We start from the raw sequence: 11681 nt of genomic DNA, 5'->3' as shown, positions 1-11681 counted from the left end.
AAGGGCAGGGGATCTACTACTGGGGTATTCGCCTGCACTGCGCGGTTGCGACCCGCGCGCCGCATGGCTGCGATCGTTGGCAAAAGCCTTCTGGGGGTCAGGGCTCATGTTCGACCAGGGCAAGTCGTTCGAGGACGTGGTTCTCGACATGCTCGGCGCGGTCGACGACGCCCTCGCGGCGGTCGACCGCCTCAAACGCGACCTTCGGCGGCTCCGGAAGCGGGCCGCCGAAGGCGACGTCCGCGCGCTGCGCGTCCGTGACGAGCCGCTCGCGGACGCCGCGAACGTGCTGGCGGACCCGCTCGCCCGCCTCGACGCACTGCTGGCCGCCGACTTCGAGGCCCACCTCGCCTCCGCGGCGTACCTGCGGGAGCTGAGTGACGCGGCGACCGCCGCAGGGCTCGCACCCGTGGAGGAGGACGGCCTGTTGATGTGCCCGCCGTCCGTGGTCCGGGTGCACGCCGGGAAGACCGTGCTCCAGGTGGGCCGCAGGCAGGAGACCAGGCTGCGGCCCTCCGTGGTGGCCGAGGCGATCTCCCGGGCGCACCGCACCGACCAGCGGTACCGGCCGGAGTCCTTCCTGCGCAGCCTGCTCGACGCCTACGGGCTGATCACCACCCAGCGCGGCGCGGCCACGGGCACGGTGGTCCGGCTGGTCGACCTCTGGTCGGTGCTGACCCTGCTGCCCGGACAGCGCGCCGCCTACCCGAAGCAGGACTTCGCCCAGGACCTCTACCGGCTGGACCACAGCGAGGTGGTCCGGCCCAAGGGCTCGAACGTGGAGCTGCGCTGGAGCGCGAGCAGCGGCACGAAACAGGCGGGTGTGCTGACCGCCGTCATCCCCGGCGGCGGACGAAGACATTACTGGGGTATCTCCTTCAGCACCGTCGAGTGAACGGATTTCAGTTGGGGGCAACGTGCTCTTGGACACGGGCGAGTACGTGCAGCGATTACGCAAAGACTACTTGGAGAGTTTCGTCGGCGACGGCGGATCAGCGGTCAAGTTCGTGGCGTACGACAATACCGACGCGGGCTCACGATTCATGGCCGAGCTGTCCTCCGCGGCCGACGACCAGGGATATCTGCACTTCGGCCTGGACGCGCGCCGAGTGCGCGTGCACCTGGTGAACGAAATCTACGTCGCGTTGTCCCGTGCGATCGATTGGGACGACCTGGCCGCGCGTTTCGTCCAACGCGGCTACCGGCAACTGGGCCTGCACACCGGGCTCGACGCCCTGGCGGTGCGGGCGGTGGCCGAGGCCCAGTCGCTGGTGCCCGCGGAGCTCTACCGCAGCATGCGCCGGTACCTCGAACGGTCCGTCCTCGGCGACCCGCGGCTGACCCGCGACTTCCGCGTCGCGGTGCTGCGGCTGTGCCAGGCCAAGCTGGACTGGGGCGAAGTCGACGCGCTGGAGCACGCCGCGGTCCTCGACTGGCTCACCGGCCGGCAGGTGTCGCCCGTCCGGCTGCGGTCCCTGGGGATCGGCAGCCGGATCGTCCGGCACAACGCGCGACACCTGCTCGGTTCGCTGGGCCACTGGGTGCGCCGGGCGGGCAACCCCGGGTTGGTGCTGCGGCTGGACGTGACCCGGCTGGGCGTCACCCGCCGCCCCCCGCAGCGCGACGGCCACCACTACACCAAGGCCATGACCCTGGACGCCTACGAGGTGCTGCGGCAGTTCATCGACTCGCTGGACGAGCTGGCGGGCGTGCTGCTGGTCGTGGTCCTGCCCGGCGGCATGGCGCACGACCGGCAGCGCGGCCTGACCGCGTACCGGGCGCTGCACCAGCGCGTGGTCAGCGAGATCAGCGACCGGCGACGGGCGAACCCGATGGCGAGCCTGGTCCGGATCACGGACGTCCGCGGGCCGGTGTCGTGACCGGTGTCGACGCCTTCACCGCCCGCAACGCCATCGAGTGCCTGCGCGCCGGTGCGCCCAACCAGACCGTCGTGGAGCTGCTGGGCAGCGGTCAGCCGCGGATCGAGGACGCGTTCAGCCGGCTGCTGACCGCGGTCCGCGGCGGCGCGACCACCGGGCTGAGCGTCGGCGGCGGCTTCGGCGCGGGCAAGAGCCACCTGCTCGCCGCGCTTCGCCAGCGCGCGCTGCGCGAGGGTTTCGCGGTCAGCATGGTGGTCATCAGCAAGGAGACGCTGCTCTCGGACCCGTGCAAGGTGGCGAGCGCCGCACTGGCCACCGCCGCCGCCCGCGAACGGCGCGGCCCGCTGCTGGCCGACATCGCCGCCGAGCTGTCACCCGCGAACCGGGCCCACGCGGACCTGCGGCGGTGGGCCGAAGACCCGGCGTCGGGCCTGGACAGCCGGTTCGCCGCGACCCTGCACCTGCACGCGCACGCCCACGGCGTGGACGACGTCCTCACGGACGCGGTGGTGCGGTTCTGGTCGGGCGACTCGCTGCCCGCCGCCGACCTGACCCGGGCCCTGCGCGCGAACGGACTGCCCGCCACCGGGTTCCGCCGCGTGCACCCGGCGGAACTGGCGCGCCAACGCCTGCGGTTCGCGCAACGCCTGATGGCCGCCGCCGGCTACTGCGGATGGATCGTGCTCTTCGACGAGGTGGAACTGATCGGCCGCTGCACACCGGCCCAGCGCGCCCGGTCCTATGCCGAGATCGCCCGGTGGACCGGCGGATCGCTGGGCGGCCCGGCGGCCATCGGGTCGGTGTTCGCCATCACCGAGGACTTCGCCGCCGCAGTCCTGGACGGCAAGGGCGACCGGAGCAGCCTGGCCGGGCGCGCCCAGTGGGCGGAACAGCCCGCCGAACTGGTCGCGGAGGGCATGCGCGTCATCGACCGGGACACCCTGCTGCTGGACCGACCGGACGCCGACCGCCTGCGGCAGGTCTACCGCCGGGTGCGGGAGCTGCACGGCACGGCGTTCAACTGGAACCCGCCGAACGTGCGCGGACTGCCAGGCGCCAGCACCCACCAGTTCCGCCAGCACATCCGCGGCTGGATCAACGAGTGGGACCTGCTGCGCCTGGACCCGGACTACCGCCCCGACACGCTCCTGGACACGGAGGCGCACGACTACTCGCACGCCTGACCCGCGCGACGGCCCGCGTTCCCGGCGGGCTCCCGGTCGAAGTCGACCCAGTGGTCGGCTCGGGTGATGTGCAGGTCGTCACCGGTGACGTCAGCCAAGCTGCCGGATGACCGCAGCGCCGAGTCCACCCGCATCGGCGTCCCGCGCGGTCACCGGGTCGGTGTCGTCCGGCACGAAGCTGCGGCCCCGATTGGCGTGGCGCTGAACTACCACCATGTCGCCCTCGTGCCGCACGACGGCCAACCCGGCGCCTTTCACGAAGGTCAACCACGACTTCAGCCCGCACACCGCCAGCAACGGGCGCAAGTGCGCGTTGTCCTTGAACGACGGGTGCGGCACGCCCTGCCTGGATGCGCCCAGGGACTTCGCGACCACCACGCCCAGCTCCGCCGGCACGGCGTCGAACGGGAGCTTGAAGCACGGGTCGCTGCTGATCCACAGGCCGTCCACGGTCTTCGACATGGTGACCACGAAGATGAACTCGCCGCGGCGGTAGACGTGTGCAGTCCGGGTCATGTGATCTCAGAAACCGTGGTGTGCGGGACACATCCTCAGGTGTCGCCACCGTACCGAACAACATCCACCATCGACGACGTGCCCCTCTCCACCCGCTGACGGCCTGAAGCAGCGCGGGATTCTCGAACCCGTCCGCGGGGTTGGTGGTCGGACTCAGCCGGTCGTGTCGCGGCGGCGACGGTAAAGGAGGAAGGCGCCGCCCGCGAGCACGAGCGCCGCGCTCGCACCGCCGACGATCAGCGGTGCCGAGGACGCGCCCTCGGCCTCCCTGCTGCCGGTGTCGTAGCCGCTGGAGAAGCCCTTGGTGTCGTACTCCGATCCGGTCTGCTTGTCGGCGTAACGGGTCTTGACCAGCTTCTGGTAATCGGCCAGCGACATCGACGACCGGCCGCCCAGGCCCTCCCGTGCCTGGTCATTGAGTGGCGTGACCGCGAGGAGCTTCAGCTCGTACCAGCCGCGGATCTGCGGTTCGGCGAACACCAGACTCCCCGGCGCGGCTTTGCCGGCGTAGACGGCGTCGCTGTCGCCGTCGCGCACCGCCGACAGGTGCCAGCCGCCGCCGTCGGTGGGTGCGAGCATGACGGTGGCCTGGCGGTCGTTGACGCTGATGCTCAGCGACGACACCAAGCGGCTCAGCTTGACCGCCTCGGAGGCGACGGGCGGGGACGTGCCCGCGACGAAGCCCGGCGTGATCTCGTTGACCGCCAACGGGTCTTTGACCACGAAAGTCGGAAGGCCCTCGCACGGGTCGGCTTTGTCGGGGATCGGCTGCGGTGTTTCGGACCCGCCGCGGGGCACCGGCACGCTCAGGAAGCGGCAGACGGCGTTGCGCACGTCGGTCGACTTCACCGTGTCGAGTGCGGCCTGGTAGTCGGGGATGTCCGCCGGAAGCGGGTCCTGGGCCGGGGTCGCGTGGACGGTGCCGGTGCCGGTGCCGGTGCCGAACAGCAGCGCGGACGCGGTCAGTGCCAGGACAGCGGTCAGGCGGGGAAGCCGCGAGGCGGTTCGCTCGCCGGACGTTGGTGTGTCACGCATGTCGCCCTGCCTTAACGGGAGATGCCGATGCGGGAGTGGGTCCACTTGAACGAGTTGTTGTTGACGTAGTCGTTGTAGTTCCACCACGTGTAGGTGGTGGTGTCCGGCCAGGGGTCGGCCACGCCGATGGTGTTGTTCGAGGTGTCGAAGCCGTAGACGACGTTCATGTGGCCGCCGCCGGAGGTCCACCCGATGCGTGCGCCGAGGGGGCGGGCCGCCTTGACGTCGGTGTAGACCTGGTTGAACGAAGCCGCGGTGCTCAGGTCCGAGCCGGTGTGCGCCATGCCGAGGCTGCCCCACGCCTTGGCCATGTCCCCGAGCGTGGCGGGCTGGTTGTTGCAGCCGTAGTAGGGCTGGGCCCGGTTGCAGAAGTCCGCCTGCGTGCTGCCGAGCCGGTGGTACTTGGCGATCGTCAGGCCGGAGGCGACCCAGCACCACTGGGTCTTCTCCTGCTTGAGCATGGCGATGTCGTCGTATGCCGATTCCGCCTGAGCCATACCTCCGGCGGCCACGAGCATCCCGCAGGCCGTCAGCACGATGGCCGACGCCGCGGTCGCGATCTTGAACCTGCCCATCTTCCTGCCTTCCCCTGTGCACGACGAGTGCCGGGCGACTACCTGGTTATGACAGCGTGAATCGCCGTTGCAACCCAGAGGCAACGCAGGAATACGCCCGTAAGAGTGACCCACCACATTCGGGGCAAAACGGGAACCCAGGGGCACATGCGGGCGGACCGTCGAATATCAACAACGTGCGTTCGGTCTGTCATGATTCCCGCACAGCACCTCACGAAGGTGGCAAAGCCACACCCTTTACGGTGCCATCGACCACCGAAAAGTGACGGTGGCCGGGCACCACGGTCACGGTCGAGTGGTGTGTCCGCCCGATCGGCTTGTTACCCGAGCGACGTCATTGCGGTGCCCCGGTGGCTGCGCAGCCTGGAACGGAAGTTGGTTGCAAAGCTGCCGGGACAGGCAAATCCAAATTCCCCCCTGCCATTACCTCCGGCACCACGGCCTTACCGAAGCCCAAGCCCGCAAGGCGGTCGAACCCCGGCCGCGACACTCGCCCCCGAGCGGTCCGGCGAACGGTCTCACGCACCGCCCTCGCCAAAGGTGACCGCCCGGAGCACCTCGTCGAGGTCCGCGTACTCGGCAGCCGGCACCTCCCGCAGCGCCTGCACCGCCGTCGGATCGCCCTTGCGGATCGCCGCGTCGACCAGATCGTTCTTGTCCGCCGGGAAATCGACCTCGGACAGACACTCCGCCAGCAACTTCCGAGTGGTGGTCGCGGCCATCGCTCCTCCAGACCTCGCGCCGTCGATGGGCCGACTCGGTGCCGCCACCCCACGAGTCGGCATACCGGGCTGCGATACCCCACCGCCCCAGCCCGAAACGCGCCACCACCCGATCGCGCGTCGTGCTGAATGCTGAACGGCCGGAGTCGAAGCCCGTCTCTCGCGCGCAAGTGGTGGCGGCGACGTTGCCGGAGTTCCCGACCAAGTTGCACGACCTGCCAGCCTCCGAAATCGCGCCGCGATAACGCACCGAGCAAATGATCGAGCCATCCCGACGTGCAACCAGGTGCACACCACAGCGGGCGCGGTCGGCCGGTGGTGCGACGCGGGCAAATGATCACGACTCCAGACAGGCCCTATGCATCGGTCTGGGCCAACCGGTTGAGCCGAACCGGGCATCTTGCGAACATACCGCCGAAGATTTCGTCACGTACGTAGTAGCTTGGCCTGATCTCGACGTCACCGGAGGGGGAGCCGATGACCGATCCGCTGGCCCATGTCCAGAACCTGGTGGACGACTGGGAGCGCAACGCCGAGGAGAAGGCCGCCCGGTACGCGTCGATGCGGCAGGAGGTCGAGCGGATCTCGATCACCGCGTCGGCGGCAGGCGGCGCGGTCAGCGTCACGGTCGGCGCCAACGGGATTCCCAGCGCCGTGACCATGACCGCGGACGTGGGACGGTTGCGGCCGGAGCAGATCTCGGCGGCGGTCATGGAGGCGATGCGCAAGGCGCAGGCCGGGTATCCGGCCGAGCTGGCGCGGATCGTGGGCGAGACGGTCGGCGACACCGAGTCCGGGCGGCACATCGTCGCGGTCGCCGAGGAGAACTTCCCGCGGCCCGAACCGGACGACCCGCCCGCCGCACCGCCCCGCCGGCGTGGCGGCGATGACGGCGATGACGGCGACTTCAGCGACGACGGCTACCTGAGGTGACGCGATGACGGGCGGGTACGAGGCGCTCACCGGCGAGATCGCCGCGTTAGCGGGCCGGGTGGAAGGTCTGGCGGACCGGCTGCGGACGGCTGCCGACGCGGCGCGGACCGTGGCGATGAACGACTCCGCGTACGGCGTGGTGTGCCAGCCGTTCGCGATGTTGTTGCAGCCGTTCGAGGACATGGGTGTGGAGGCGCTGGCGAAGGCGGCGGAGACGGTGTCGGACAACGCGGCGAAGCTGCGCGAGACGTCGCGCGCCTACGACGACCAGGAATCCGGCGAGTCCGCGCGCTTCGACGGGATGAACACGTGAACAACCCGCTGGTCGCGACAGCGAAGAGCGACACGACCGCGGTCACCGGCATCGGCATCGCCGAGTCCGCGGGCGACCTGGCGCAGGGCATCTCCGACGGGAGTTGGGTCGCGGCCGGGCTGGGCGCGGTCGGTGTCGGGCTGGAAGTGCTGTCGATGGTGCTCGACCCGATCGGCACGGTGGCCTCCTACGGCGTCTCGTGGCTGATCGAGCACGTGCAGCCGTTGAAGGAGGCGCTGGACTGGTTCGCCGGCGACCCGCCGGTCATCCGCTCGTTCAGCGAGACCTGGAGCAACGTCGCCGCCGAGGTCGGTCGGGTCGCCGAGGAACTGGCCGCGCAGGACGCGCCCGGCTGGCAGGGGCAGGCCGCCGACACCTACCGCGGGCACGCCGCGCAGACCGCGGACGCCATCGCCGGCGCGGGCACGCTGGCCGACGGCGTCGGCACCGGCGTGATGATCATGGGAGAGGTCGTCGCCGCCGTCCGCGAGATCATTCGCGACCTGGTCGCGGAGGTCGTCGGCAAACTGATCACCTGGGCGCTGGAGGCGGTGGCCACGCTCGGTCTGGCCACGCCGCTGATCGTCGCCCAGGCCACTTCGACCATCGCCAAGGTCTGCAACCGGATCGCCGACCTGGTCCGCAAGCTGGTCAAGACCATCGGCAACGTCACCCCGCGCATCCGCAAAGTCCTGGACAAGCTCGGCGAGATCATGGCGAAGCTGGGCAAACTGGGCCGCCGCGCCGACGGTCCGAGCAGCCCCGGTGCCACCAGCCCGTCGAGCGCACCGAGCGCGCCGGACGCGCCCACCGTGAAAGGACCCGACGGCACCACCAGCCCGTCGAGCACACCCGACGGCACCACCTCTCCCTCCGGAACGACCTCGCCCTCGGGCACCACCTCGCCCTCCGGGGCGACCACGCCATCGGGCACGCCCACGAGTCCCGACTCGGCGCCGAGCGGAACCTCACCATCGACTTCGAGCCCTTCGACCGGCTCGAAATCCCCGGACGGCACCTCCCCCAGTGCCAAGAAAGACCCGTCCGATCCATCGATGAAGGAGAACCGGGGAGACCCGAAGACCGACTCGCGCGAGCGGGGTTGCGTTCCCGGCTCCGGTGACCCCGTCGACCTGGCAACCGGCCAGATGTTCATGGACCAGACCGACGTCGAACTGGCGGGCGTCCTCCCACTGGTGGTCGAGCGGACCCACTTCTCGTCGTACCGGGTCGGCCGGTTCTTCGGTCGATCCTGGGCTTCCACGCTCGATCAACGTATCGAGGTCGAGGACGACGCCGTCTATTTCGCCGATTCCACCGGAGTTCGGCTGAGTTACCCGCATCCGCCGTTCGTCGGCGGCGAAGTGTTCGCCGACAACGGCCCGCGGTGGCCGCTCATGCGCACCGAAAGCGGGGACTACACCGTCGCTCAACCGGGCAAGGGGCGCGTCCTGCATTTTCCCGGTGGCACGGGAACGCGGCAGATATCCGCCATCACGGACCGCAACGGCAACCGGATCGACTTCGATTACGACGCGAGCGGCTCGCCGGTCGAGATCCGCAGCTCCGGTGGCTACCGGATCGGTGTGCACGCCCAGGACGGCCTGATCACGGAACTGGTCCTGCGCGCCGCCAGAGGCGACCTCCCGCTGGTGGGGTACCGGTACGACGACCGACGGCAACTCGTCGCGGTCACCAATTCGTCGGGTCGGTCGTTTGAATTCGAATACGATCACGCCGGTCGGGTCGTTCGTTGGGTCGACCGCAGTGGCGACTGGTACCAGTATGACTACGACGCCGACGGCCGCGTGGTGTCCTCGCAAGGTTCGGGTGGAGCTCTCGCCGGAACGTGGGACTACGACATCCGCCACCGGGTCACCACGTACACGAACTCTCTCGGGTATGCCACCAGCTACCATCTCAACGAAGCACACCAGGTGGTGCGCCAGATTGATCCGCTTGGCCGTGAGACCCTGCAGGAATGGGATCCGTACGACCGGCTTCTCGCCAGGACTGACCCGCTGGGGCGCACCACGCGCTACTCCTACGATGATCTGGGCAACCAGACCGGGGTGGTCCGACCGGACGGCAGTCGGTCCAGTGCGGAATACAACTCTTTCGGCCTGCCGACGGTCGTGGTCGATCCTGATGGTGCGGTGTGGCGGCACGAGTACGACGAACGCGGAAATATGGTGGCCGTGACGGACCCGTCCGGAGCGGTCACGCGAACCGAATACCATGCGACGGGATCGCCGAGCAAGGTGGTCGATGCGCTCGGCAACACTCGACTGATCCGCTGCAACGCGGCGGGTCTCCCGGTCGAGGTGATCGATCCGATGGAAGCGGTCACCCGTTACGACTACGACCAGTTCGGCCGTGTCGCCGCGATCACGGACCCGCTCGGGCAGGTTGTCAGGTTCGGCTGGACCGTTGAAGGGAAGCTGTTGTGGCGGATCGTTCCGGGCGGCGCGAAGGAGAGTTGGAACTACGACGCCGAAGGCAACCACGTCGAGCACGTCGACGCAGCCGGCCAGGTCACCAGAACCGAGACGACTCATTTCAGCCTGCCACTGGCCCAGACAGATCCGCGTGGCGCGCGTATCGAGTACAAGTACGACACGGAAATGCGACTTTCCGAGGTCGTCAACCCGGAGGGGAAGGTATGGCGATACGAGCGTGACCCGCTTGGGAACCTCATCCGGGAAGTGGATTTCAACGGGCGCGAGGTTCGGTACGCGTACGACGAGGCCGGTCAGCCGATCAGTCGGACGAACGGCACGGGCCAAACGGTCACCCGTCGGTTCGACATGGTGGGGAACCTCGTTGAGAAACGCACGAGTGACGGCGGCGTGTCGACGTTCGAATACGATCCCGCGGGAAGGATCGTCCGAGCCGTCAATGCGCACGCCGAGGTGACGTTCCGGCGTGATCCGCTCGGCCGGGTAGTGGAGGACCGGGTCAACGGCCGTGTGGTCACGTCGAGCTACGACGCACTCGGCAACAGGGTGCGCCGGACGACCGGAACCGGCCTGGAAAGCTCGTGGGCATACGATCGCCGCGGCCGGCCCACCCGGTTGACCACGGCCGATCACACGCTGAGTTTCGACTATGACGCCGCAGGGCACGAAATCGAGCGGCGGTTCGGCAGGAACGTCGTGTTCGCCCAGTCATGGGAAGTCGGCTATCGGCTGTCCAGTCAGACCGTGTCCCAGTTCGTCCGGGTGCCACACCAGGCAGGACCGCACCAGGCAGAATCGCACCAGGCACGTGTGGTCTCGCAGCGCCGGTACCACTACCGCCGCGACGGGTATGTGACTTCCGTCGAGGACTCGATGGGAATCCGGCACTTCGACCTCACCGCCACCGGCCAGATCACGACGGTACGCGGCAACGGCTGGAACGAGCAGTACCGGTACGACGCCTCGAACAATGTCACCTTCGCCGACGGACCCACCGGGGATCCGGACGGTCGCGGTGCCCGGCAATATCGTGGAACGCTGGTCCTGACCGCGGGAAACACGCGATACCAGCACGACCGGCAGGGCAGGGTCGTGTTGCGCCGGCGGAAGCGACCCTCCTCGAAGCCGGACGCGTGGCACTACACGTGGGACGCCGAGGACCAATTGATCGGCGTCGTGACACCGGACGCCACGCGATGGCGCTACCTCTATGACCCGCTGGGGCGGCGCATGGCCAAACAGCGCCTCGCCCCGTCCGGTGACGAGGTGGTCGAGCGGATCGACTTCGTGTGGGACGGGACGACGATTGCCGAACAGATCCACAATGATTCTCGGAGCATCAGTTGGGACTGGCAACCTGGAACGTTCCGGGCCCTTGTCCAAGTCGAGCGCCATGCCTTCCGCGATGCGCCGGACACCTGGATCGACCGGCAATTCTACTCCATCATCACCGACGTCGTCGGCACGCCCAGCGAACTCGTAGACCCCGATGGGAACATACCTTGGCGGGCGCAGACGACGGTGTGGGGAGAGGCACTGCAACGCGCTACCGGTCATACCGGCACACCGCTGCGGTTCCCCGGGCAATATCACGATCCCGAGACGGGGTTGAACTACAACCTGTTCCGGTACTACGACCCAGGCACCGCGCGCTACCAGTCGCCCGACCCGCTCGGCCTGAGCCCTTCGCCGAATCACCACGCGTACGTCCCGAACCCCGTTCACTGGATCGATCCGCACGGGTTGTCCTCGACCTGCCCACAGCATGACGTTCCCGGATTGCCGCGCAGTCAGGACCAGATCTCCGACGGGCCCGGTGACTGCCGAGAAGTAGCAGATCAGATTCAGCGAAGCCTGGGCGGCGGGGAAATCCACCACATCACTCCCCAGGCGCCGTATCCGCTGCTGGGGCCCTACCAGAACCAGTACAACCGATGGGACCACCACTACGCGGTGGTGCACGAGGGCAGGGTGTATGATGCCTTCACGCCGCGAAATGGGCTGCCCATTGACGAGTACAAGGCGCAGTTCGAATACTCGGATGTGATCGACTTCGGATTCTAG

General features: G+C 68.6%; 10 protein-coding genes. 6 read left to right on the top strand and 4 right to left on the bottom strand.

Annotated features, from left to right (window positions below):
* Window positions 1-106: 106 nt before the first annotated feature.
* From ACQPZF_RS11770 to ACQPZF_RS11760, 3 genes are read left to right on the top strand one after another with little or no spacing between them, the layout of a single operon-like run.
* Window positions 107-895: a hypothetical protein gene (locus ACQPZF_RS11770; RefSeq protein WP_433271198.1), complete on the top strand. Its 789-nt coding sequence runs from the start codon at window positions 107-109 to the stop codon at window positions 893-895.
* Between the two features lie 22 nt (window positions 896-917).
* Window positions 918-1880, top strand: a complete 963-nt coding sequence (locus tag ACQPZF_RS11765) for a BREX system ATP-binding domain-containing protein (protein ID WP_433271196.1) — start codon at window positions 918-920, stop codon at window positions 1878-1880.
* Window positions 1877-3064 (top strand): BREX system ATP-binding domain-containing protein, encoded by a 1188-nt coding sequence (locus tag ACQPZF_RS11760; protein ID WP_433271194.1) that lies wholly within the window; start codon window positions 1877-1879, stop codon window positions 3062-3064. The genes ACQPZF_RS11765 and ACQPZF_RS11760 overlap by 4 nt, the downstream gene beginning before the upstream one ends.
* Window positions 3065-3154: 90 nt before the next feature.
* Here ACQPZF_RS11760 and ACQPZF_RS11755 read toward each other — a convergent pair whose 3' ends face one another.
* The 4 genes from ACQPZF_RS11755 to ACQPZF_RS11740 form a co-directional block, all read right to left on the bottom strand.
* On the bottom strand, window positions 3155-3580 hold the full coding sequence (locus tag ACQPZF_RS11755) for a hypothetical protein (protein ID WP_433271192.1): 426 nt from the start codon (window positions 3578-3580) through the stop codon (window positions 3155-3157).
* A gap of 153 nt (window positions 3581-3733) precedes the next feature.
* A complete protein-coding gene (locus tag ACQPZF_RS11750) occupies window positions 3734-4615 on the bottom strand; it encodes a hypothetical protein (RefSeq protein ID WP_433271191.1) in 882 nt (293 codons plus the stop codon).
* 11 nt (window positions 4616-4626) lie between these two features.
* Complete coding sequence (locus ACQPZF_RS11745) at window positions 4627-5190, bottom strand: papain-like cysteine protease family protein (RefSeq protein ID WP_433271189.1); 564 nt, start codon at window positions 5188-5190, stop codon at window positions 4627-4629.
* A 518-nt stretch (window positions 5191-5708) separates the two neighbouring features.
* Window positions 5709-5912 (bottom strand): DUF2795 domain-containing protein, encoded by a 204-nt coding sequence (locus tag ACQPZF_RS11740; protein WP_433271187.1) that lies wholly within the window; start codon window positions 5910-5912, stop codon window positions 5709-5711.
* A 477-nt stretch (window positions 5913-6389) separates the two neighbouring features.
* Between ACQPZF_RS11740 and ACQPZF_RS11735 the strand changes: the two genes are divergently transcribed.
* The 3 genes from ACQPZF_RS11735 to ACQPZF_RS11725 are packed head-to-tail and all read left to right on the top strand — an operon-like array spanning window position 6390 to window position 11681.
* Window positions 6390-6845, top strand: a complete 456-nt coding sequence (locus ACQPZF_RS11735) for a YbaB/EbfC family nucleoid-associated protein (protein WP_433271185.1) — start codon at window positions 6390-6392, stop codon at window positions 6843-6845.
* A gap of 4 nt (window positions 6846-6849) precedes the next feature.
* The gene (locus tag ACQPZF_RS11730; protein ID WP_433271182.1) at window positions 6850-7158 is read left to right on the top strand and encodes a type VII secretion target; all 309 of its coding nucleotides are present in this window, start codon (window positions 6850-6852) and stop codon (window positions 7156-7158) included.
* Window positions 7155-11681 (top strand): DUF6531 domain-containing protein, encoded by a 4527-nt coding sequence (locus ACQPZF_RS11725; RefSeq protein ID WP_433271180.1) that lies wholly within the window; start codon window positions 7155-7157, stop codon window positions 11679-11681. Before ACQPZF_RS11730 ends, ACQPZF_RS11725 begins: the two co-directional genes overlap by 4 nt.

The organism is Actinosynnema sp. CS-041913, from assembly GCF_050942485.1.
Taxonomy (GTDB): Bacteria; Actinomycetota; Actinomycetes; order Mycobacteriales; family Pseudonocardiaceae; genus Actinosynnema.
Note: the sequence above shows the minus strand (reverse complement) of the source record. Positions and strands in the feature narration are given on the sequence as shown.